The sequence below is a fragment of the Mycobacteriales bacterium genome, from assembly GCA_035690485.1.
Taxonomy (GTDB): domain Bacteria; phylum Actinomycetota; class Actinomycetes; order JAFAQI01; family DASSKL01; genus DASSKL01.
This window is the reverse complement of the sequence record DASSKL010000005.1, coordinates 55,517-78,601: the sequence shown is the minus strand read 5'-3', so window position 1 is coordinate 78,601 and position 23,085 is coordinate 55,517. Positions and strand designations below refer to the sequence as shown.

General features: G+C 72.6%; 19 protein-coding genes and 1 tRNA gene. 2 read left to right on the top strand and 18 right to left on the bottom strand.

What is annotated here, in order from left to right:
- The first annotated feature begins 91 nt into the window (after positions 1–91).
- Positions 92–2,014 (top strand): APC family permease, encoded by a 1,923-nt coding sequence (locus VFJ21_00645; protein HET7405630.1) that lies wholly within the window; start codon positions 92–94, stop codon positions 2,012–2,014.
- Here VFJ21_00645 and VFJ21_00640 read toward each other — a convergent pair.
- The 13 genes from VFJ21_00640 to VFJ21_00580 form a co-directional block, all read right to left on the bottom strand.
- On the bottom strand, positions 1,999–3,663 hold the full coding sequence (locus VFJ21_00640; protein ID HET7405629.1) for an AMP-binding protein: 1,665 nt from the start codon (positions 3,661–3,663) through the stop codon (positions 1,999–2,001). The two genes, VFJ21_00645 and VFJ21_00640, sit on opposite strands and share 16 nt — an antisense overlap.
- A 19-nt stretch (positions 3,664–3,682) precedes the next feature.
- On the bottom strand, positions 3,683–4,138 hold the full coding sequence (locus VFJ21_00635; protein ID HET7405628.1) for a MaoC family dehydratase: 456 nt from the start codon (positions 4,136–4,138) through the stop codon (positions 3,683–3,685).
- Between the two features lie 121 nt (positions 4,139–4,259).
- On the bottom strand, positions 4,260–4,850 hold the full coding sequence (locus tag VFJ21_00630) for a VOC family protein (GenBank protein ID HET7405627.1): 591 nt from the start codon (positions 4,848–4,850) through the stop codon (positions 4,260–4,262).
- 53 nt (positions 4,851–4,903) lie between these two features.
- Positions 4,904–4,979 (bottom strand) — tRNA-Thr (locus tag VFJ21_00625).
- Between the two features lie 23 nt (positions 4,980–5,002).
- Entirely contained in the window at positions 5,003–6,610 is a 1,608-nt protein-coding gene (locus VFJ21_00620; protein ID HET7405626.1) for an alpha/beta hydrolase, read from the bottom strand.
- On the bottom strand, positions 6,535–7,368 hold the full coding sequence (gene ricT, locus VFJ21_00615) for a regulatory iron-sulfur-containing complex subunit RicT (GenBank protein ID HET7405625.1): 834 nt from the start codon (positions 7,366–7,368) through the stop codon (positions 6,535–6,537). The genes VFJ21_00620 and ricT overlap by 76 nt, the downstream gene beginning before the upstream one ends.
- Positions 7,369–7,404: 36 nt before the next feature.
- On the bottom strand, positions 7,405–8,556 hold the full coding sequence (locus VFJ21_00610) for a DNA polymerase III subunit delta' (GenBank protein ID HET7405624.1): 1,152 nt from the start codon (positions 8,554–8,556) through the stop codon (positions 7,405–7,407).
- Complete coding sequence (gene tmk, locus VFJ21_00605; protein ID HET7405623.1) at positions 8,553–10,592, bottom strand: dTMP kinase; 2,040 nt, start codon at positions 10,590–10,592, stop codon at positions 8,553–8,555. The genes VFJ21_00610 and tmk overlap by 4 nt, the downstream gene beginning before the upstream one ends.
- A 3-nt stretch (positions 10,593–10,595) precedes the next feature.
- On the bottom strand, positions 10,596–13,262 hold the full coding sequence (gene topA / locus VFJ21_00600) for a type I DNA topoisomerase (GenBank protein ID HET7405622.1): 2,667 nt from the start codon (positions 13,260–13,262) through the stop codon (positions 10,596–10,598).
- A 34-nt stretch (positions 13,263–13,296) separates the two neighbouring features.
- Positions 13,297–13,872: a hypothetical protein gene (locus VFJ21_00595; protein ID HET7405621.1), complete on the bottom strand. Its 576-nt coding sequence runs from the start codon at positions 13,870–13,872 to the stop codon at positions 13,297–13,299.
- Positions 13,873–13,909: 37 nt separating this feature from the next.
- Complete coding sequence (locus VFJ21_00590; GenBank protein HET7405620.1) at positions 13,910–16,234, bottom strand: sodium-translocating pyrophosphatase; 2,325 nt, start codon at positions 16,232–16,234, stop codon at positions 13,910–13,912.
- Positions 16,235–16,368: 134 nt separating this feature from the next.
- Complete coding sequence (locus tag VFJ21_00585) at positions 16,369–16,869, bottom strand: ATP-binding protein (protein HET7405619.1); 501 nt, start codon at positions 16,867–16,869, stop codon at positions 16,369–16,371.
- Between the two features lie 10 nt (positions 16,870–16,879).
- Entirely contained in the window at positions 16,880–17,221 is a 342-nt protein-coding gene (locus VFJ21_00580) for an STAS domain-containing protein (GenBank protein ID HET7405618.1), read from the bottom strand.
- A 132-nt stretch (positions 17,222–17,353) separates the two neighbouring features.
- Between VFJ21_00580 and VFJ21_00575 the strand changes: the two genes are divergently transcribed.
- Positions 17,354–19,675, top strand: coding sequence for a DEAD/DEAH box helicase (locus tag VFJ21_00575; protein HET7405617.1), 2,322 nt, complete (start codon positions 17,354–17,356; stop codon positions 19,673–19,675).
- A gap of 56 nt (positions 19,676–19,731) precedes the next feature.
- Here the strand turns inward: VFJ21_00575 and VFJ21_00570 are convergent, their stop codons facing one another.
- The 5 genes from VFJ21_00570 to VFJ21_00550 form a co-directional block, all read right to left on the bottom strand.
- Positions 19,732–20,964, bottom strand: coding sequence for a hypothetical protein (locus VFJ21_00570; protein ID HET7405616.1), 1,233 nt, complete (start codon positions 20,962–20,964; stop codon positions 19,732–19,734).
- Entirely contained in the window at positions 20,961–21,680 is a 720-nt protein-coding gene (locus VFJ21_00565) for a sortase (GenBank protein ID HET7405615.1), read from the bottom strand. The genes VFJ21_00570 and VFJ21_00565 overlap by 4 nt, the downstream gene beginning before the upstream one ends.
- A 136-nt stretch (positions 21,681–21,816) precedes the next feature.
- Positions 21,817–22,323 carry a pilus assembly protein TadG-related protein gene (locus VFJ21_00560; GenBank protein HET7405614.1) on the bottom strand — a complete coding sequence of 169 codons (507 nt, stop codon included), beginning with the start codon at positions 22,321–22,323 and terminating at the stop codon, positions 21,817–21,819.
- On the bottom strand, positions 22,320–22,736 hold the full coding sequence (locus VFJ21_00555) for a TadE family type IV pilus minor pilin (protein HET7405613.1): 417 nt from the start codon (positions 22,734–22,736) through the stop codon (positions 22,320–22,322). The genes VFJ21_00560 and VFJ21_00555 overlap by 4 nt, the downstream gene beginning before the upstream one ends.
- Entirely contained in the window at positions 22,733–22,897 is a 165-nt protein-coding gene (locus tag VFJ21_00550) for a DUF4244 domain-containing protein (protein HET7405612.1), read from the bottom strand. Before VFJ21_00550 ends, VFJ21_00555 begins: the two co-directional genes overlap by 4 nt.
- Between the last annotated feature and the right edge of the window lie 188 nt (positions 22,898–23,085).

The window sequence follows — 23,085 nt, the reverse complement described above, 5'->3', positions numbered from 1 at the left end:
CCGCGATCTTGACGCATCCTTGACGCTCCGGCCGGCAACCTTGACGCTGCACTGACGCCGGGGCGGCACCGGCGTACCTAGCGTCGAGCGCGTGCTGCAACGCAGTCCGCTGCCGACCGCCGGCGGGGTCAAGCGGGTCGTCGTCGGGCGCCCGTTGCGCAGCCGGCAGCTGGCCGAGACGCTGCTGCCGAAGTGGCTCGCGCTGCCGGTGTTCTGCTCGGATCCGATCTCGTCGGTGGCCTACGCCACGGAAGAGATCGTGCTGGTGCTGGCGCTCGGCGGTGCGGCGTACGTCGCACTGGCCAAGTGGGTCGCCGTCGGCGTCGCGGCGCTGCTCGTCATCGTCGTCGCCTCCTACCGACAGACCTGCCACGCCTACCCCGGCGGTGGCGGCGCGTTCGCGGTCAGCCTCGACAACTTCGGCGTCAACGCGGCGCTGGTCGCCGCCAGCGCGCTGCTCGTCGACTACGTCATGACGGTGGCCGTGTCGATCGTGTCCGGGGTGGTGGCGGTCACCAGCGCGGTGCCGTCGCTGGCCGGACACGCGGTGCTGCTGTCGGTCGCCGCCGTCGTGCTGCTGGTGACGGTCAACCTGCGCGGGTTGCGCGAGTCCGGCCGGGCGTTCGCGGTCCCGACCTACGCGTTCATCGCGCTCACGCTCCTGATGTTCGCGATCGGCGTCGTCAAGGCGGCCGCCGGCCAGCTGCCGGCTGCCGTCACCGCGCAGCAACAGCTGCACCGCACGGTGCAGGTCGGCGGCATCTTCACCGTGCTGCTGGCCCTGCGTGCCTTCGCGTCGGGGTGCACGGCGCTCACCGGCGTGGAGGCGATCAGCAACGGCGTGCCGGCGTTCAGGCCACCGAAGGCGCGCAACGCCGCCGCCACGCTGACGATGATGGGGACGCTCGCCGTGACCATGTTCGTCGGCATCACGGTGCTGGCGCTGCACGTCAAGGCGCGCGCCCAGCCCAGCGGCAACCCGTCGGTGATCTCCCAGATCGCGGCGACCGTCTTCGGTGGGCACGCGGCGCTGTTCTACCTCTACCAGGCAGCGACAGCCGGCATCCTGATCCTTGCGGCCAACACAGCGTTCAACGGCTTCCCAGTGCTGTCGTCGATCCTCGCGCAGCAACGCTTCCTACCGGTGCAGCTGCGCAACCGCGGGGACAAGCTGGTGTTCAGCAACGGCATCGTGCTGCTCGGCGGTTTCGCCGTCGCGCTGATCGTCGGGTTCGACGCCAACATCGACCGGCTGATCCAGCTCTACATCATCGGCGTGTTCACGTCGTTCACGTTGAGCCAGGCCGGCATGGTGCGCCACTGGAGCCGCGCGCTGCCGGCCACCCCCACCGACCGCCTGCGCCGGTTGCGCACGTCGCGCGCCATCAACGCGGCCGGGGCCACCACGACCGCACTGGTGTTGGTCATCGTGCTCTACACGAAGGTCGTGCACGGAGCGTGGCTGGCGATCCTCGCCATGGGGGTGCTGTTCGCGACGATGAAGGCGATCCGCCGCCACTACGACGCCGTCGCGGTCGAGCTGGACGCGGCCGATGACGACCCACTACCGCTGCCGGTGCGCAACCACGGGGTGATCCTCGTGTCGCGGCTGCACCAGCCCACGCTGCGCGCGCTCGCCTACGCCCGGGCGACAAGGCCCAGCACGCTGGTCGCGCTCACGGTGGAGACGGACGCGACCGCAACAATGCGGCTGCAGCAGGCGTGGGCCGGGCGGGGCATCGACGTGCCGCTGACCGTGCTGCCCGCGCCGAACCGCGACATCACCCGGCCGGTGCTCGGCTACGTGCGGGCCCTGCGGGGAGCCAGCCCGCGCGACGTGGTGACCGTGTTCATCCCGGAGTACGTGCCCTACCGCTCGTGGGACCACCTGCTGCACAACCAGAGCGCACTGCGACTCAAGGCGCGGCTGCTGTTCGAGCCGGGTGTGATGGTCACCGACGTGCCCTGGCAGCGGCACCCCGTCGGGGAGTCGGCCGATCAGGCGTTGGCGTAGCTCTCCCGCAGCTGCCGCTTCAGGAACTTGCCGGCCGCGTTGCGCGGCAGCGGCTCCGACACGATGACGATCGTCGAGGGCACCTTGAACGCTGCGAGCCGCTTGCCGACGTGCGTCTGCAGCTCCTCGGGCGTGACGCTGACCCCGTCGCGCGGGTAGACCGCGGCGGCGACCTCCTCACCGAGCCGCTCGTGCGGCAGGCCGAAGACGGCCGCCTCATATACCGCCGGGTGCTCGTAGAGGGCGGCCTCCACCTCCGCGGAGTAGACGTTCTCCCCACCCCGCAGCACCATGTCCTTGATGCGGTCCTCGACGTAGACGAAGCCGTCCTCGTCGAGCCGGCCCAGGTCGCCGGTGCGCAGCCAGCCGTCGACGATCGTCTCGGCCGTCTCCTCCGGCTTGCGCCAGTAGCCGCGGATGTTGTTGAGCGCCTTGAACCAGATCTCGCCGCGCTCGCCGACCGGCACCGGCGCCCCGGACGGGTCGCGGATCTCGACCTCCATCGTCACGGGCGGGCGCCCGGCCGAGGTCGGCTTGGCGATCGCGTCGTCACCGGAGATGCCGGGGCCCAGGGCGTTGGTCTCGGTCATGCCGTAGCCGAACGCCGGGCGGCCACCCTTGAAGCTGCTGTCGATCTGGCGGATCAGCTCCGGCGGCGGCGGCGCGCCCCCGCCGCCGATGCCCTGCAACGTCGAGGTGTCGAACTCCTGGAACCGCGGCGACTGCAGCATGTCCCACGACTGGGTCGGGACCCCGACGAACGTCGTCACCCGCTCCCGCTCGATCAGCTCGAGGGCGCGGTCGGGATCCCACTTGTACATGATCGTGAGCTTGGCGCCGCCGATGAACGCGCCGAGCATCACCGGCACGCTCCCGGTGACGTGGAACAGCGGTACGACGAGGATCACCGACGGCGGGTTGGCCGCCTCGGCGGTCTCGCCGGTGCGCAGCGCCTCGATCGGCGCGCGCGACGCGAAGCCCATGATCGAGGTGACGACCGCGCGGTTGGTGGAGACCGCACCCTTGGGGAAGCCCGTGGTGCCGGACGTGTAGAGGATCGTGGCGTCGTCGTCGGGACCGATGTCGACCTGGGGCAGCGCGGCACCGACCTGCACGACGTCGTCCCAGTGGTCGACACCCTCGTCGGTGACGTCGTCGGCGCGCACCGCGAGGACGCGGATGCCCCGTTTCGCGCACGACGCCCGTGCCCGCTCGATGCGCTCGCGGTCGGCGATCAGCAGGACCGGCTCCGAGTCGCCGAGCGCGTAGTCGAGCTCGTCCTCGGACCACCAGGCGTTGAGCGATACGGAGATGGCACCGACCGAGACGATCGCGGCGAAGGCCACCACCCATTCGGGGTAGTTGCGCATCCCGATGGCGACCCGGTCGCCCTTTCGCACGCCGTAACGCTCGACCAGCGTGGCGCCGAGCGCGTCCACGCGCGCCATCACGTCGGTGAAGGTCAGCCGCTCGTCCTCGTAGACGATGAAGTCCTTGTCTCCGTGCGCCCGGGCGAGCGAGAGCAGGTCACGCAGGCTGGCCGGCGCGTTGGCGAAGCCGCGGTAGGTGATGCCGTCGACCTCGACCGGCGCCATCTCGAGCATCTGGCCGGGGCCGGTCACGGCGGCCACGGCCTCGTCGTACGTCATCCCCATGGGTCTGCGCGCCTCAGGCGTAGTAGCGGAAGACGGCCTCGGCGACGCAGACCGGCTTGTCCTTGCCCTCGACCTCGAAGGTCAGGCCGAGAACCGCCTGCGCCCCGCCGGCGACGTCCTCGACCGACTCCAGGGTCGCGCCGAGCCGCACCTTCGACCCCACCGGAACCGGGGCCGGGAAACGCAGCTTGTTGAGGCCGTAGTTGACGCCCATCGAGATGCCCTCGATGCGCAGGATCTGCGGCAGCAGCGCCGGGCCGAGCGACAGCGTCAGGTAGCCGTGCGCGATCGGCGCGCCGAACGGCCCCTGCTTCGCTCTCTCCACGTCGACGTGGATCCACTGGTGGTCGCCGGTCGCGTCGGCGAAGAGGTTGACCTGCTCCTGGGTCACCTCGTGCCATGGGCTGTAGCCGAGGTGCTCGCCCACCTTCTGCTTGAGGTCGTCGATTCCATGCACCGTGGTCGCCATGCCTGCGACCCTAGCGGAGGAGGACGCAATAACCGAACCCGGTTCGGAGGCCGCCAGGCACCGGACTGTGCACCGGTGTCCTTCATCGCCGCCCGGCGGTTCGAGGTGTTGCGGGGAAGCGTCAGACCGGCCTGTAGAGGTCCTTGGTTACCTCGTCGACCAGGTGCGTCGTGACCGTGTGGTCAAGCCGCCCGCTCTGGCGCAGCTCGCGCACCGCCGGCACGGGATCGGCGTCGGAGAAGAACCGCTCGTCGCCGTAGTCGACCGGCCGCCCGGTCGGGTCGAGCGTCCACCACGACGCCTCGAGCGCGATGCCGTTGTTGTCGTTGAAGTAGATCGAGCGCAGGAAGCCGTGGTCGACGACGTCGGTCACCTCGCAGCCGTGCTCCTTCAGCCGGTCGCGCAGCCGCAGCAGCGCGTCCTCGTCGGGCAGGTGCAGCGACAGGTGGTCGAACTGCGCGGCCTGCGGGTAGGGCACGCCGGCCGGCTTCGCGAACGACTCGAGCGGCTGCCCGACGTACTCGAAGAACGCGACCGTGTTACCGGGCGCGACCTCGAAGAAGTAGTGCCGGAACGCCGGCGTCGCGAGCGTCACGACCAGCCGGGCGTCGATGACGCCGTGCCAGAAGCGGACCGTGGCGTCCATGTCGGGGGTGACCAGTGCGAGATGGTGGACGCCCCGCCAGTGCACCGTGTCAGCAGTCGCAGCCATAACCGGACGCTACGCCGATGGCGCGCACACGGGAAGCCTGCGCTGGGGGTGGGTGGAGCCGCCTGTCGGAATCGAACCGACGACCTATTCATTACGAGTGAATCGCTCTGCCGACTGAGCTAAGGCGGCGCGGGCACCACGATAGCAACGCGTCAGCAGTGCTGGTCGGGCGTGACCGTGAGCGAAATCAGATAGGCGTCGACGGCTCGGTCCACGCAGGAGCTGCCGCGTTCGTAGGCGGTGTGCCCGTCGCCGTTGTAGGTGAGCAGCACCCCGGACGACAGCTGCCGGGCCAGCGCCTGCGCCCACACGTAGGGCGTCGCCGGGTCACGCGTGGTGCCGACGACGAGGATGGGCGGCGCCCCCGGCGCGCTCACCGCGTGCGGCTGCTCGACCGGCGGTGCCGCCCAGTAGGCGCATCCCGCGTTGCCCCAGGCGATCGCCGGGCCGAAGTGCGGCGCCACCGATGCGAGCTGCCGGGCGAGATCGGCGTACGCCGACAAGGTCCGCGGCGAGGGCCGGTCGACGCAGTTGATCGCGGCGTTGGTCTCCTGCAGGTTGCTGTAGGTGCCGTCCGGGTTGCGACCGGTCAAGGCGTCGGAGAGCACGAGCAGCCGGTCGCCGCGGCCGTCGAGGGCCTGCGCGAGTGCCGCGCGCAGGGCCGGCCAGCCGCTGGCGGGGTCGTAGAGCGAGGCGGCGACCCCGAGGAAGAACTCGCCCTGCCCGACCGTGCGCGAGCTCGCCGACGGCAGCTCGTGGGTGTCGACGCTCGCCTGCAGGCGGTCGAACGTCTGCGTCGCCGAGGAGGTCGACGCCCCGAGCGGGCAGCCGCCCTGCCCGACGCACCAGGCGATGAAGCCGCGCAGTTCCCGCTCGAAGCCCTCGGCCTGCACCTTGTCCTCGGCGAGCGCCGACTGCGTCGGGTCGAGAGCGCCGTCGAGCACCATCGCGCGGATGTTCTTCGGGTACTGCTGGGCGTACTTCGCACCGAGGTAGGTGCCGTAGGACTTGCCGAGGTAGGTGAGCTTCGCGTCGCCGAGCGCCACCCGGAGGACGTCCATGTCGCGGGCCTGCTCGAGCGTGCTGATGTGGTGGACGAGACCGGGGTCGTCCTTCTCGCAGCCGCTCGCCAGCTGCTGGTCCGTCGCGACCAGCTCGTTGATCTCGCTCTGGTTGTCGGGCGTCGGGTCGACGTGGAAGTAGTGGTCGAGCTGTGGCCCGGTCAGGCAGTGCAGCGGTGTCGACTGGCCGACCCCCCGCGGGTCGAAGCCGACGATGTCGAAGCGGTTGCGCACCGCCTGGGTGAACGCCGCCCGCGCCGCCCGCGCGTAGTCGATGCCGGAGCCGCCGGGCCCGCCCGGGTTGATGACGAGCGAGCCGATCCGCTGTCCCGGATCGGCGGCGGGCAGCCGGATCACCGCGATCGCGATGCGCCGCCCGGCCGGCTGCTGGTAGTCCAGCGGCACCGTCAGCGTCGAGCACTGGAAACCGCCACCGCAACCGCGCCAGGTCAGGCGCTGCGCGTAGTAGGCGGCGAGCGGGTTCGCGGCCGGCGTGCTCGGCGCAGTGGTCCGTGTCGTGGCCGCGCTCGCCGATGCCGTCGGGCTGGTCGAGGAAGGGGCAGCCCGGGGTGTCGCCGAGCCGGCGCAGCCGGCGGCGAGCAGCGCCGCCGCGGCCGCGGCGATCAGGCGTCTGTTGATGGCGCAGACTCGCGCGACTCGTAGGCCTGCCGCGGGCCGCAGACGCTCGCCTTGCTGCACGCACACCGCTGCCCGGAGGCGCTCAGCCGGACGACGACGCTTTCGGCCGGCACGTTGTAGCCGACCAGCTTCCCCGGGCCCTCCGGCGTCTCGACGGTCGAGCCCATGCGGGGCAGGTCGGCCTTGAACTCCTGGTACAGCGGGTGCTCGTACTTCAGACAACACATCAACCGGCCGCAGGCGCCGGAGATCTTCAGCGGGTTGACGGGCAGGTCCTGGTCCTTGGCCATCCGCACGCTGACCGGCTCGAAGTCGCGCAGGAACGTCGCACAGCACAGGTCGCGACCGCACGGGCCGATGCCGCCCTGCACCCGAGCCTCGTCGCGCGCGGACAGCTGGCGCAGCTCGACCCGGCCGGACATCGCGCGCGCCAGGTCACGCACCAGCGCGCGGAAGTCGACCCGCTCGGGGGCGGAGAAGTAGACCGTGTAGTGGTTGTCCGCCTCGACGTAGTCCACGCCGACGACCTTCATGGGCAGCGAGTGCTCCCGGGCCAGGCGCTTGGCGACCACCTTGAGCTCGGCCCGCTTGCGCCGGTTGCGCTCGTCGCGCGCCAGGTCGTCGTCGGTCGCGAGACCGGCCATGACCGGCAGCCCACCGATGTCCTCGCTCACCCACTGGGGCGCCCAGACGCACTCGGCGACCTCGGGACCCGAGTCGGTGGGGACGAGCACCTTGTCGCCGACCTTCGGGCTGTGGGAGCCCGGGTCGAGGTAGTAGAGCCGGCCGTAGCGCTCGAAGCTGACGGCGCAGATCATCCCCACGGGCCGAGCGTACGCCGCAGGCCCGGGTGCTCAGCCGGACAACAGCGCAAGCGTCATGGACTCCACCGCGAGCAGCGGAGCGACGTTGGCATCGATCGCCTCCCCGCAGGCGAGCACGGCCCCGAGGCGGCGCAGCGTCGCCTCCGGCGTCGACGTTTCGGCGAGACGCCGGATGGACGGGGCCAGATCGGCGTTGACGAGGGACACCGGCGACTCGGCGGCCCCGGCAGCGAGCCCGAGCTGCACGGCGAGCACGTCGCGGTAGTACGACGCGAGGTCGGTGAGGGCCCGGTCGAGCGCGTCGCGCTGCAGCCGGGTCGCCCGTGACTTCTGCCGCTCCTCGAGGTCGCGGAACGCACCAGCAGTTCCGCGCGGACGCGCCTTCGCGTCGGTGGCGCCGAGCGCCGCCTGGAGGTCCGAGAGCTCCTGCTTGTCGAGCTCCGCGATGGCGGCGGTCGCCTCCTCCTTCGCCGCGTCGACGAGGTTGGCCGCGGCGACGAAGCAGGCCGGCACCGACCGGACGTCGCCCGGGACGGACAGCACTTCACGGCGGCGGTTGCGCGCACCCTCGTCGCGGACGAGCCGGCGGGCGCGGCCCACGTGCCCCTGCGCCGCGCGCGCGGCGAAGGCGGCCATCTCGGGGGTGGCACCGTCGCGGTCGACGAGAACGGCGGCGACGGCGGCGGCGGGAGGCGTGCGCAGCCCGACGAGCCGGCAGCGCGAGCGGATGGTCGGCAGCAGGTCGTCAGCGGACGGCGCACACAGCAGCCAGACGCCACGAGGCGGCGGCTCCTCGATCGACTTGAGCAGCACGTTGAGCGCGCTCTCGGTCAGCCGGTCGGCGTCCTCGACGACGGTCACCTTCCAGCGGCCGCGCACGGGTGAGCCGGCGGCGCGCAGGACGAGCGCGCGGGCATCGGCCACGCCGTAGGACAGGCCCTGCGGCTGCACGAGGTCGACGTCGGGGTGCGAGCCGGCCAGTGCGGTGGTGCACTCGCCGCAGTGGCCGCAGCCGCCGTCGGGGCACTGCAGCGCGGCGGCGAACGCCCGGGCGGCGACCGACCGCCCCGACCCGGGCGGCCCGGTGAACAGCCAGGCGTGCGACATGCCGGTCCCGGCGACCGCCTCGCGCAGGACGGTGACCGCGGCCTCCTGGCCCACGAGGTCGTCCCAGACGGTCATCGCCACGACCCGACGGACGAGCCGGCCGCAGCCGCCGCATCGGCCCGCACGGACAGCACCTGCTCGAGCCGGGCACGCACCCGGCGCTGCACCTCCTCGGCCGGCAGGGCGGCGTCGACGACCAGGTAACGGCGCGGCTCCTTCGCCGCCAGGGCCAGGAACCCGGAGCGCACCCGCTGGTGGAACTCCAACGACTCACCCTCGAGCCGGTCCGGCGTGCCGTCGGCACGCGCGAGACCCAGGACCGGGTCGACGTCAAGCAGCACCGTCAGGTCCGGCACCAGGCCGCCGGTGGCCACGGAGGACAACCGCTCCACCTGCGCCGGGGCCAGCGCGCGGCCGGCGCCCTGGTAGGCGAGGGAGGAGTCGACGTAACGGTCGCTGATGACGACGGCCCCGCGCGCGAGCGCGGGACCGACAACCTCGGCGACGTGCTGCGCCCGGTCGGCGGCGTACAGCAGTGCCTCGGCCTGCGGCGAGACGGTGGACGCGGGGTCGAGCAGCAGCTCGCGCAGCCTGCGGCCGGTCGCGGTGCCGCCGGGTTCGCGGGTGACGACGACCTCGTAGCGCCCGCGCGAGCGCAGCCAGTCGGCGAGCCGCTCGATCTGCGTGGTCTTGCCGGCACCTTCGCCACCTTCGAAGGCGACGAAGCACCCGCTGCCGGCCTGGTGCGGGGGGGCGACCCGGCGCAGCGACGCGATGAGGTCGTCGCGCAGCGGTACGCCGGGACGGTCATCCATCAGCCGCAGCGCGATCGCGCCGACGACCGCGCCGAGCAGGCCGGCCACGAACAGCACGACGGTGACGCCGTCCGCGCGCAGCCGGATGTCGTCGCTCACCTGCACATGGTGCGACCCGATGGCGCCGGCGATCAGCGGCGCGGCCGCGATGACCAGCAGCAGGTCGATGCGCATCAGCGTGTAGAGCGAGGAGAACGTGCGGCCCCGCATCTCGTCGCTGACGTGCAGCCCCACCAGCGTGATGCCGGTCACCCAGGTCACGCCGGCGAAGGCGCCGACGAGGAACGTGAACACGATCGCCAGCGCGAGGTTGGGCATCAGGGCGTTGATGGCGAGCGAGACACCGGCCGCGACGATCGCGAGCGCCATCAGCCGCCGGCGGCTGAAACCCGACAGGAGCCGGGGACCGACCAGCATCCCGGTCGCCAACCCGGCGAAGAGCATGGCGAACAGCACGCCGTAGGCCGCGTTGCCGCCACCGAGGTCGAGCACCGCGAACGGCCGGCCGAGGCCGATCACGGTCCCGCCGGCCGCGGTCGCGCCGAGGATGCCGAACAGCAACCCGCGCAGCCAGCGTGAGGTGGCGATGAACCGCCAGCCCCCCACGATCGAGCGCCCGAGCCCCTCGCTCTCGCCGGTGCCGGTCGACACGACCGCACCGCGGATCTCCCGCAGCGTGAAGATCGTGCCGGCGGAGAACAGGAACGTCGCCGCGTCGAAGTAGAGCGCGATGTCGGTCTGGGTGGAGTCGTTCGCCGGGGCGGAGCCGTGGACGAACAGGCTGATCTTCGCCAGCAGCGCGAACACGACGGCGGCGACGGCGGCAGATCCGTAGGTCGTCACCAGGCTCAGCTGGTTGGCCGACTCCAGCTGCTCCTTGGGCACCAGGTTGGGGACGCTCGCCTCCTTGGCCGGCACCCAGAACAGGCTGAAGCACTCGATGAGGAACGACGCGACGAGCAGGTAGAGCAACGAGTGCAGGAACGGCAGCGACGCGAAGAACGCGAAGCGGCCGAGGTCGGAGACGACCATCGTCGTACGCCGGTCGAAGCGGTCGGCGAACGCGCCGGCCACCGGCCCGATGACGAGCGCCGGCGCCAGCCGCACGATCAGCACGCCGGACAGCGCGTAGAGCTTGCCGGAGTAACCGCTGACCAGCTCCTGCGCGAGCGAGGTGGTGGCGAGCAGGCCGAGCCAGTCGCCCAGGCTCGACAGGGTGAGCGCGGTCCAGAGCCGGCGGAAGGCCCGGATCCTCAGCACCGGCGGCACCAGCGAGACCCGGCGGGGCGCGGTCATGGGTCAGGCGCGCTTGGCCGGCCGTCTGGCGGCACGCTTCACCGGGCGCTTGGCCGGTCCCTTGGCCCGCTTCTCCGCGAGCAGCTCGGCGCCGCGCTCGGGGGTGATGCTCTCCGGATCGTCACCCTTGCGCAGGCTGGCGTTGGTCTCGCCGTCGGTCACGTAGGGACCGAAGCGACCCTCCTTGACGACCATCGGCTTGCCGGTGACCGGGTCCGCGCCGAGCTCCTTCAGCGGCGGCGCGGCGGCGCCGCGACGACCCCGGGTCTTCGGTTGGGCCAGCAGGGCGAGCGCCTCGTCGAGGGTGACGGTGAACAGCTGCTCCTCCGACTCCAGCGACCGCGACTCGCTGCCCTTCTTGACATAGGGGCCGTAGCGCCCGTTCTGAGCGGTGACCTCCTCGCCGTCGGGGGCGGCGCCGAGAAGGCGGGGCAGTGACAGCAGCCGCAGCGCGTCGTCGAGGGTGACCGAGTCGAGCGACATCGTCTTGAGAAGGGAGCCGGTCCGCGGCCTCGCGTCGACACCCTCGGGCACCACGGTGGTGACGTACGGGCCGTAGCGGCCGGCCTTGGCGACCACCTCGAAGCCGCTCTCGGGATCGGTGCCGAGCGCGCGGTCCGACGAGCCGGCCTCGAGCATCTCGACGGCCTGCGCGGTGGTGAGCTCGTCGGGCGGCAGGTCCTCGGGGACGCTCGCCCGATCCTCGCCGCGCTGCACGTAGGGGCCGTAGCGGCCGACCCGGACGACGATCTCGGCGCCGTCGTCGTCCTTGCCGATCGGGATCGAGTTGACCTCGCGGGCGTCGATGTCGCCGAGCCGCTCGTGGACCATCTGGCGCAGGCCGTCGTCCTGCAGGCCCTGGTCGGGGTTGACGTCGCCGAAGTAGAAACGGGTCAGCCACTCGACGCCCTCGGTCTCGCCGTTGGCGATGTCGTCGAGGTGGTCCTCCATCGACGCGGTGAAGCCGTAGTCGACGAGCTTGCCGAAGTGCCGCTCGAGCAGGCCGACGACCGCGAACGCCGTGAACGACGGCACCAGCGCGGTGCCCTTCTTGAAGACGTAGCCCCGGTCGAGAATCGTCGACATGATCGACGCGTAGGTCGACGGCCGGCCGATGCCGAGCTCCTCGAGCGCCCGCACGAGGGAGGCCTCGGTGTAGCGCGCCGGTGGCTGGGTGCTGTGTCCCTGGGGCTCGAGGCTCAGCGCGGTCAGCTGCTGGCCCTCCGCCAGCGGCGGCAGCCGGCGCTCGCGGTCGTCGCGGTCCGCGTCAGGGTCGTCGCTCTCCTCGACGTAGGCGCGCAGGAACCCCGGGAAGGTGATCGTCTTGCCGGTGGCGGACAGTTCCGCCTCCTCGCCGGCACTCGACCTGCCGACGACGCGCACCGAGACCGACCGGCCGGCGGCGTCGGCCATCTGGCTCGCGACCGTGCGCTGCCAGATCAGCTCGTAGACCCGGTGCTCGTCGCCGCCCAGCTCGCCGGCGACCTCGCGCGGGGTGCGGAAACGGTCGCCCGCCGGGCGGATCGCCTCGTGCGCCTCCTGCGCGTTCTTGACCTTCTTCTCGTAGCGGCGCGGCTGGTCGGGCACGTACTCCGCGCCGTACAGCTCCCGCGCCTGCGCCCGCGCCGCCGCCAGCGCCGTCTCCGACAGCGTCGTGGAGTCGGTGCGCATGTAGGTGATGTAGCCGTTCTCGTAGAGCCGCTGGGCGACCCGCATCGTCGTGGCGCTGGTCATGCGCAGCTTGCGGCTGCACTCCTGCTGCAGCGTGCTGGTCATGAACGGCGGGTACGGCGAGCGCCGGTAGGGCCGCTCCTCGACGCTGCGCACGGTGAACGCCGCGCCGCCGAGCCGCTCCGCCAGCCCCCGGGCCGCCGCCTCGTCGAGCGCGACGATGTCCTGGTTGGCGATGCGCCCGTCGGCGTCGAAGTCGCGGCCGGTCGCCACCCGGCGCCCGTCGAGCCCGACCAGGTCGGCGGTGAAGGTGGGCGGGGCGCCGGCATGCGCGTCGAGCAGCGCCTCGACGTCCCAGTACGACGCGGCGGTGAAGCGCATCCGCGCCCGCTCCCGCTCGACCAGGATGCGGGTCGCCACCGACTGCACCCGACCGGCGGACAGCCGCGGCATCACCTTCTTCCACAGGACCGGGCTGACCTCGTAGCCGTAGAGCCGGTCGAGGATGCGGCGGGTCTCCTGCGCGTCGACGAGCCGCTGGTCTATCTCCCGCGGGTTGGCGACGGCGTCCTCGATCGCCTGCGGGGTGATCTCGTGGAAGACCATGCGGCGCACCGGCACGTGAGGGTCGAGCACCTGCACGAGGTGCCAGGCGATGGCCTCGCCCTCGCGGTCCTCGTCCGTCGCGAGGTAGAGCTCGTCCACGTCCTTGAGCAGGCTCTTGAGCTTGCGGACCTGGTCCTTCTTGTCGGGCGTGACGATGTAGAGCGGCACGAAGCCGTTGTCGACGTCGACCCCGAGCCGCGCCCAGGCGTCCTTCTTGTGCGCGGCGGGGATGTCGGCGGCGCTGCGCGGCAGGTCGCGGATGTGGCCGATCGAGGACTCGACGACGTAGCCGCGGCCGAGGTAGCCCGCGATCGTGCGCGCCTTCGCCGGCGACTCCACGATCACCAGGCGGCGCCGGGCGCCGTCGGGCGCGGTCTCCGTCGTCGCGGACACGGGGCTCCTGTTCGTCGAAGCGGTCGCTCGCAGGTTAGGGCCAGTCATGGGCGGGTGTGCCCGTTGGCGGGTCGCCGACCAGCTCCCGCAGCCGGCCGAGTCGCCTGCGTCCGGTGATGCGGTAGGCCGGCCCGTCGGCCCGCGGTCCCACGAAGACTGCAGCTAGCCCGGCCGCCGCGAGCGCCGCACCGACTCCCGGCCAGACCAGCTCGTCCCCGGCTCCGAGCGCCAGCGTATAGCCGACGCCGTCGTACCCCCGGCCGGCGGCCACGCACCACCACCACAACCGGCGGCCGTCGAGGCGCCAGCCGTCCGGCGTGCGCTTCACGGAACCGCGGGTCCAACGTTCGGCGAGCGGCCGCAGTGCCGTGAGGAACGGGGTGCGCACGACCGGCGACTCGGACAGCTCGCCGGCGACGGTTTCGGCCGTGATGCCGAGCTGGATGTCGAGTTGCGCGGTCAGCACGTCGGCCCGCCAGGCGTCGACGCGCACCGACAGGCGGGCCGAGTCTCCGCGGCGGGCGAGCTGGGCCGGTCCGGCGAGCAGCCCCTCGAGGTCGGCCGGCGACGGCGGCTGCGCGTCGGCGGCGAACAGCGATAGCTGGCTCACCGGGCCCCCCGGGCACGGGGCCGGCTCATCGGCCGGTTCAGGCCGGCAGCTTCTCCACCGGCTCGATGGGCACCTCGGCGCCCATCTCCACCGAGCGACGCTTGCTCGAGTAGACCGCCACCACGATGCCGAGGAACGCCAGTCCGGCGACCAGGCCGCGGACCCAGTGGCTCGCGTGCTGGCCGCCCTCGCCGTAGCGGACGACGGCGGGCGCGATGAGCAGCGCCACGAGGTTCATGACCTTGATCAGCGGGTTGATGGCCGGACCCGCGGTGTCCTTGAACGGGTCGCCGACTGTGTCACCGATGACCGTCGCGGCGTGCGCCTCGGAGCCCTTGCCGCCGAAGTGGCCGTCCTCGACCAGCTTCTTCGCGTTGTCCCAGGCGCCGCCGGAGTTGGCGAGGAACACCGCCATGAGCACGCCCGCCGCGATCGCCCCGGCGAGGTAGGCGCCGAGCGGCTGGTAGCCGATCGCGAAGCCGACCGTGATCGGCGCCAGGATCGCGAGCAGGCCGGGCGTGACGAGCTCGCGCAGCGAGTCGCGGGTGCAGATGTCGACGACGCGGCCGTACTCCGGCCGCTCGGTGTAGTCCATGATCCCGGGCTTGGTGCGGAACTGCTCGCGCACCTCCATGACCACCCGGCCAGCCGCCCGGGCGACCGCGTTGATCGTCAGCGCCGAGAACAGGAAGACCACGGCCGCACCGATGATCAGGCCGAACAGCAGGTTGGGCCGGTCGATCGGCAGGTTGAAGTTCTTCACGCCCTCGTCGGACACCGCCGTGGCGAAGGAGCCGAACAGCGCCGTCGCCGCGAGCACCGCAGTGGCGATCGCGATGCCCTTGGTGATGGCCTTGGTGGTGTTGCCGACGGCGTCGAGGTCGGTGAGCACCCGGGCGCCCTTCTCGTCGACGTCGCCGGACATCTCCGCGATGCCCTGGGCGTTGTCGGAGACCGGGCCGAAGGTGTCCATGGACACGATGACGCCGACCTGGGTGAGCAGGCCGGTGCCGGCCAGCGCGACCGCGAACAGCGACACGATGATCACGCCGTGACCGAGCAGGAACGCGAGGTAGAGCGCGCCGCCGATCAGCACGGCGGAGTAGACGGCCGACTCGAGCCCGACCGAGACGCCGGACAGGATGACGGTCGCCGGGCCGGTGAGCGACGAGCGGCCGATCTCCTGCACCGGCTTGCGCGCGGTCTCGGTGAAGTAGCCGGTCAGCAACTGGATGACGCTGGCCAGCACGATGCCGATGAGGACGGCGAAGAACGCGAACAGCCGCGGGTCGCCGTTGATCTGCTGGATCTCGCGCGGCACGTGGTGCAGCGCGGCGAACGACGACGGCAGGTAGGCGAACGCCGCCGCCGCGACCGCGCCGATCGCCGCGACCGCCGAGATGAAGAAGCCGCGGTTGATGGCGGTCATGCCGGTGCGGTCGCCGTCGCGCGGGGCCACCGCGAGGATGCCGATGACCGCGGTGAGGATGCCGATGCCCGGCACGATCAGCGGGAAGACCAGGCCGACGTCGCCGAACGCCTGCTTGCCGAGGATGAGTGCGGCGACCAGCGTCACGGCGTAGGACTCGAACAGGTCCGCGGCCATGCCGGCGCAGTCGCCGACGTTGTCACCGACGTTGTCGGCGATCGTCGCAGCGTTGCGCGGGTCGTCCTCGGGGATGTTCTGCTCGACCTTGCCGACGAGGTCGGCGCCGACGTCGGCCGCCTTGGTGAAGATGCCGCCGCCGACCCGCATGAACATCGCGAGCAGGGCGGCGCCGAAGCCGAAGCCCTCGAGGACGTGCGGGGCCTGGTCCTTGAAGATGAGCACGACGAGGCAGGCACCGAGCAGGCCGAGGCCGACGGTGAACATGCCGGCGACGCCGCCGGCGCGGAAGGCGATGCGCATCGCGCGCTTGGCGCCGGCGTTCTGCGCGGCGGCGGCGACACGCACGTTGGCGCGCACGGCGAGGCTCATGCCGACGAAGCCGGTGACACCGGAGAACGCCGCCCCCACGAGGAAGAAGACCGACCGGCCGACCCGCTGGCCGACGTCGTCGGCCGGGATGATGAACAGCAGCGCGAAGACGACGACCGCGAATGCCGCCAGCGTCGTGAACTGCCGGCGCAGGTACGCAGCGGCGCCTTCCTGCACGGCCGAGCCGATATCACGCATCGACTGGGTGCCGGCGTCGGCCGCGAGCACCTCCCGGACCAGGTAGCCGGCGAAGGCCAGCGCAGCGAGGGCCAGCACCCCGATCGCGATGACGATCGTGTAGTCGCTACCGCCGACGTGGACGCCGAGACTGTTGCCGGTGCCGGCCGCCACGGTCCGCGCGGTAGCAAGGTGCATGGGGGACATCCGTCCTCCTCGAGACTTGGACAGGTTGCCTCGAGGCCGTGCGGCACCCAGCATCGTGGGACCGGCAGTCGAGCGCTCGAGGACAGCCGGGTCCGCACACGCGGGCCGGCGGCACCGCGGAGTCTACGAAATCGTCAGGACGCCTGGCTGTCCGGGGCCATGACGTCGGTAGCCGGCCAGGTCATCCGCACGTGGGTGCCGTTGCCGTCGCGGCGTACGTCGACGTCGTCGACGAGACCGCTGATGACGGCGAGCCCGAATCCGGCCGGCAGCAGGTCGCTCCCCGGCTCCGCGGTGGGGTCGGCGGTCAGGTCGAGGTGCTCGGGCTGGGCGAGGCTGGCGGCGTCGATCTGGTCCAGGTCGGCCGCGCTGCCCTCGCCGTCGGCGGGGGCCTGGTCGATCACCTCGATGGTGAAGCGGTCCTGCTCGTCGACCAGCGACATCGCTATCGAGGCGCCGGCCTTGTGCCGCTGGTGCAGCTCGACGGCTCGCGAGCACGCCTCGCCGACCGCCAGCCGCACCTCGTCGAGGAGGTCCTCCGCGACGCCGGCCCGGCGAGCGACGGCGACGGCGATGAGGCGGGCCGTGCGCACGTGCGCGGGCAGCGCGCTGAACGAGACCTCGACGGTCGGCAAATTACGGTCCTCAGTCGGTGGCGGCGACGGCCTCGTCGACCGACGAGTGGATCGGGAAGACCTTCGTCAGACCCGTGATCCGGAAGATCTTCAGGATCCGCTCCTGGGTGCACACCAGCCGCAGGGAACCGTCGTGCGCGCGCACACGCTTCAGACCACCGACGAGCACCCCGAGACCGGTCGAGTCGAGGAAGTCCACGCCCTCCATGTCGACCACGAGGTTGTAGTTGCCGCTCGAGACCAGGTCGATGAGCTGCTCGCGCAGCTTGGGGGCGGTGTAGACGTCGATCTCGCCGCCCACCGTGACCACCGTGCGATCGCCCTCTGTGCGGGTCGACAGGGATAGGTCCACGCGGTCCTCCAGCAGGGTCGGTCGGGGCGGGCAACACGCCAGCGCTACCCGTCGCGGGCGAATTCAACCACGTGTCCCGTCGGGCCCACCAAGCCCAGCACATCGGACCGCGAGGATGCAGACTGGTCTTCCGTGTCCCTGTCCGTGTCCCGGTCCGTGTCGTCGCCGGACGCCGGGCCGGCCACGGCGCTGCTGCAGGGTCCCGGACGCCGGGAGCGGCTGACGCATGTCGAGCACCTGCCGGCGCGCGCCGGTCGCACCGCCGCCTGGCCGTCCTGGGTGCCGCCGCCCGTCCGCGAACGGCTGACCGACCGGGGCATCGGCGCGCTCTGGGAGCACCAGGCCGTCGCCGCGGACCTTGCGTGGTCCGGCCGGCACGTCGTGGTCGCCACCGGCACCGCGTCGGGCAAGTCGCTCGCCTACCAGCTTCCGCTGCTCTCGCTGCTGACGAGCGCATCGGCTCCGGCCACGGCGCTGTACGTCGCGCCGACGAAGGCCCTCGCGAGCGACCAGCTCGAATCGATCGTCGGGCTCGACCTGCCCGGCGTACGCCCCTCGCGCCACGACGGCGACACGTCGCGGGAGGAGCGCGACTGGGCGCGGGCCCACGCGAACCTGCTGCTGACGAATCCCGACATGCTGCACTTCGGCCTGCTCCCGCAGCACACCCGCTGGGCCGGCTTCCTGCGGGCGCTGCGCTTCGTGGTCGTCGACGAGTGCCATGCCTACCGCGGCGTGTTCGGCGCGCACGTGGCCCAGATCCTGCGGCGGCTGCGGCGGATCTGCGCGCACTACGGCGCGAGCCCGACGTTCGTGCTGGCGTCGGCGACGGTGGCCGAGCCGGGTCGGTCGGCGTCGCGTCTCGTCGGGGCCGAGGTCACCGAGGTGGTCGACGACGCGGCGCCGCGCGGAGCCACCACGTTCCTGATGTGGGAACCACCGTTGATGGACGGGCTCGGGGAGTGGGGGGCTCCGGCCCGGCGGTCGTCGACCGCGGAGACCGCCGACCTGCTCGCCGACCTCGTCACGTCCGGCGTGCGTTCGCTGGCTTTCGTCCGCTCCCGGCGCGGGGCCGAGGCCGTCGCGCTGTCGGCGCGACGGGGGCTGGCGGAGGTGGCACCGGAGCTTGCCGGCCGGGTCGCCGCCTACCGAGCCGGCTACCTGCCCGAGGAGCGCCGGACGCTCGAGCGGGACCTGCGCAGCGGCCGGCTGCTCGGGGTCGCGGCGACGTCGGCGCTGGAGCTCGGCATCGACGTGTCGGGGCTCGACGCGGTCCTGATGGCGGGTTGGCCGGGGACCCGCGCATCGCTGTGGCAACAGGCGGGGCGGGCGGGGCGCGGGGGGCAGCCGGCTCTCGCGGTGCTCGTGGCCCGCGACGATCCGCTGGACACCTACGTCGTCCACCACCCGGAGGCGGTCTTCGCGCGGCCGGTCGAGGCCACCGTGTTCGACCCCGACAACCCGCACGTCCTCGGCCCGCATCTGTGCGCCGCAGCCGCCGAGCTGCCGCTGTCCGACGGCGACACCGAGGTCTTCGGGCCGGCGGCCATGCAGCTGCTGCCCGAGCTGGCCGAGCGCGGGCTGCTGCGCCGGCGAGCGGCCGGCTGGTACTGGACGCGGCGGGACCGCGCGCACGACCTGACCGACATCCGAGGCACGGGTGGCACGCCGGTCCGCTTGGTCGAGGCCGGCACCGGGCGCCTGCTCGGCACGGTCGACGCCGCGGCGGCGCACAGCACCGCGCACGAGGGCGCGGTCTACCTGCACCAGGGCGAGACCTATCTCGTGCGCGCACTGGACCTCGACGAGTCCGTCGCGCTGCTCGAGCCGGCGCAGCCGGACCACACGACGTCGGCCCGCGAGGTGACGGAGATCCGGGTGGTCTCGACCGCCGAGCAGCGCGACGCCGGCGGGGTGGCGGTCGCCGTGGGCACGGTCGACGTGACCAGCCAGGTGGTCGCGTATCTACGCCGCCGGCTGGGCTCCGGCGAGATCCTCGGCGAGGTGGCGCTGGACCTGCCGCCGCGGCAGCTGCGGACGGCTGCCGTCTGGTGGACGCTGACGCCACCGCTGCTGGAGCAGGCGGGCCTGCAGTCGGCCGACGTGCCGGGGGCGGCGCACGCCGCCGAGCACGCGTCGATCGGGCTGCTGCCGCTGTTCGCGACCTGTGACCGGTGGGACATCGGCGGGGTCTCGACCGCCCTGCACCCCGACACCGGACTGACGACCGTCTTCGTGTACGACGGTCACCCCGGCGGTGCCGGGTTCGCCGAGCGCGGCTACCGGGCGAGCGACCGCTGGCTGACCGCGACGCGGGATGCCATCGCCGCCTGCGAGTGCGAGCAGGGTTGCCCGTCGTGCGTCCAGTCGCCGAAGTGCGGCAACGGCAACCAGCCGCTCGACAAGTCGGGTGCCCTGCGGCTGCTCGACCTGGTGGTCGCCCGGCTGGGCTGATGTCCTGAGCACCCGGACTGGTACGGGACGCGCCGCGCCAGCTGACGCGAGTGGACCTACTCGGGGCGGGTGCGCGCCAGCCAGGCCATGAGGTGGGCGCAGACCAGGAGCAGGAGGACGCCCTCGGCGACGGACTCCCAGACCCGGCCGCTGTCCATCAGCCCGCTGAGCACGCCGGTGGAGTGGGCCGCGATCCGCGGGGTCGAGCCGTCGGGCACGAGCACGTCCTCGCCGACGGTCTGCTGGCCGTAGGCCAGCTTGGGCTTGTAGGTGCCGTCGGCGAGCGGCGCGAGGATCGAGGCCGGGACGGTGGGCGCCTGCAGCGCGGTCGGCGCCGGCAGGAACTGCTGCAGCAGCCGGCCGGCCGCGCCACTGGCGGCGGCCCGGCGCCCCGGCGCGCTCACCCCGGCCGCGCCCGGCTTGCCGCCGGACGGCTGCGCACCCGGGCTCGTCGACGGAGCCGGTGACCCGCCCTGTGCGGTGCCTGAGCTGGACCCTGGTTGCGTGCTGCCGCCGGCGGACGGATCGCCGCTCTGGGACGGCACGGGGGCGGCGCTGCTGCCCGAGGAGATCGATGCCGCGCTCGACGGCGCCGAGGCGACGGTGTCGCTGCAGGACGGGCACGTGGCCCGGTGCGCCCGCACCATGAACGACTGCGCGCTGGTCTTGGCGATCGTCGTGCTGCAGCCACCGCTGGCGTCGCAGACGTTGGACGGGCTGAGGCCCCCGACGAGCTGCTGCCCGGACCCGTCGAGGACGTCGTAGGAGCGGAGGTCGGGCTCGGCCCCGAGCTGCCACGAGACGACCGCACCGCTGCCGCTGGCGGTCGCGGTGACTCCGGTCGGTGCGGCCGGCGGAATCCGCAGGACGAACTGCGAGGTGGCCGTCGCGCCCCCGGTGAGCTGCGCCGTCCACGTGCCGTTGGGGGCCGGCGAGCGGCCGCTGCACGGGGCCCGGCGGGCGTCGTAAGTGAGGCAGGAGGTCGTCAGGTCGAAGTCGAGGCTCGCCCCGCTGGTGAAGCTGGCGGTGGCCTCGGCGACCGTGTGGCTGTCACCGGCAGGCGCAGTGACGACCAGGTCGGTGGTCTTGGTCCGGGGGTCGATCTGGCCGTGGATCTGCAGCACGTCGTCGGCGGTGACCGGCTGGCTCGCGCTGACCGCCGAGCCGTCGCTCGCGGTCGTGATGCTGATGCCGGCCGCGGCCGATGCGGGGAGCGCGCCCAGCAGCAGCGTGCCGGCGCCGGCTGAAAGCAAGGCCAACGCGCGCAGCCGGCCGCGGGTGCCTCTCACTTGACGGCTCCGCTGAGCATCTTGGTGTCGGCGAGCTTGAGCCGCAGGATCAGTCGTTGCCGGGCGCTGCCCTTGGGGTTGCAGGTCGTCAGCGTCAGCCAGTGACCCGCGCCGAGGGCACCGGCCTGGGACACGACGCTGAAGTCGTCGGGAGCGACCGGCCAGGGGTTGGGGTGGCCGTCGAACGCGGGCACCACGACGTAGGTGAACTCGGCGAACGGCGTGATGAGGATGGCCTTGTCGCCTGCGCCCATCTCGTCGAGGCGGTTGAACGGCCGGCCGTAGGTCGTGCGGTGCCCGGCGATGCCGACATTGCCCTTCTCTCCGGGCAGCGGGGTCTCGGGGTAGTGCCCGGCGCCCGCGCGCAGCGCGGCCGGCGTGGTGCCCTCGACGACGAGGACGTCGACGCCGATCTTGGGCATCTGCAGGCGGGTGAGGCCCTCGCCGACCTCGATCTTGTGCTCGCGGTAGACCTGGCGGAACTGCGGATCGGCGAAGTGGCTCTCGAACTGGCTCTTCAGCTCCGACTGGCGGTGCTGCGCCTGGATGTCGGTGATGACGGGGTAGGCGAACATGCCGACCCCGGCGATGAACAGCACGACCGTGAGCAGCGAGACGACCCGCCGGCCGCCCGGCCGGCGCAGGCAGTCACCGAGCAGCGCGGCGATCCCGCGGGGGCGTGGCCCCACCGGCGCGGGAGCGAACGTCGGCTGCATGGGTGACTCTCCTCGAAGCCGGGGCTAACAGCCGCTGCGGCGTGCCGCCGCCGGCCCTGCACAGGCAACGATGCGGTGAAGCGAAGGTTACGCCCCGTGACGTGCCTGCAGGGCCAAGAACGCGAAGGCGGCGCGATCACCACATCGCGGGGAATGTCGGGCTTGGCCCAGCGGGACCGGCGCGGGCCCGGCCGTGGGCTCCACCGAACCGGCCGAGCAGGCCACGGCCCGAGATCGCGACCGAGACGTCGGCGACACCGTCGATCAGGGTGCAGGACGTGACGTGCGCGCCGTTGGCCGACGCGGTCGCGCGGGCCGCCGCGCAGGCCCGCCGCTGGATGAGCAGGGTGCTGCCCGCGCGGGCGGCCGCGCCACCGATGGCGCCCGCGACCCCGGTCTTGCCCGCGACGTCGGCGGCCACGTCGACCACCGCCGTGAGCGGCTGCAGCTCAGCGGCCCGAGCGGCCGCGGCGAGCGCTGCCTGGTCGGCCGCAAGGGCCGCCCGGTGCCGGGCGATCACCGCCGAGGCGACGAGGACGGCCGCGGCCGTCGCACAGAGAAGGAGAGGCAGCAACGCCAGCAGCCAGACGGTGGCGGAGCCACGCTCAGCGCCGGGATCGCGCGAGCGCTCACCCAGCGTCACGACCCCGCCTCCGACTCGGCGTGCGCGGTGGCGCCCACGTGCACGCTCGGCACCAGGCGGAGCAGGCCGCCGAACGGGCGCACGGTGGCGGCCACGGCGACCGTCACCGCCCGGCCCTCCTGCGCGATGGTGACCTGAGCGCCCGCCGGTGCGGCATCGACCGTCGCGGCACGAACCGCGGACACGGGCTCGCCGCGGGCCGCCGCGCGAGCCGCGGCGTGCGCCGCGTCGACGCAGCGAAGCTGGGCGAGCGCCACGAGCACGAGCCACACGCCAAGGGCCACCGCGAGCACGAGCACCGGCAGCACGACCGCGGTCTCGGCGGTGACCGAGCCCCGGTCGCTGGCGCGACCGGGGCCGGCGGCTCCCCGAAGACCGGCGGCCACCCGCCGCACCCCAGGGCGCCAGATCACAGGAAGTGCTTGAGCGCGTTGGTGATCACCTGCTGCAGGAGCTTCATGACGCTGTCCCCGGTGAGGATCTTGAACAGGATCCCCCCGAACCCACAGGCGGCCACCGTCGCGACGGCGTACTCCGCCGTGGCGCTGCCCACCTCGTCGAGTCGCAGGCGCATGGCCACCCGCCGCGGTGCGGCCAGCGGGGCGATCGTGGAACAGGCAGCTCGAAAGCGACTGGCGACAGCATGAATCGTGCGGCGCATGGATCCTCCAGGAGGTCTTTCCGGCGGCCGGCCGGCACGGCGTCCGGGAGGTCACCGGACGGATCGAGCGTCCGTCGCCGAGGTGTCGAGGGCCATGACGC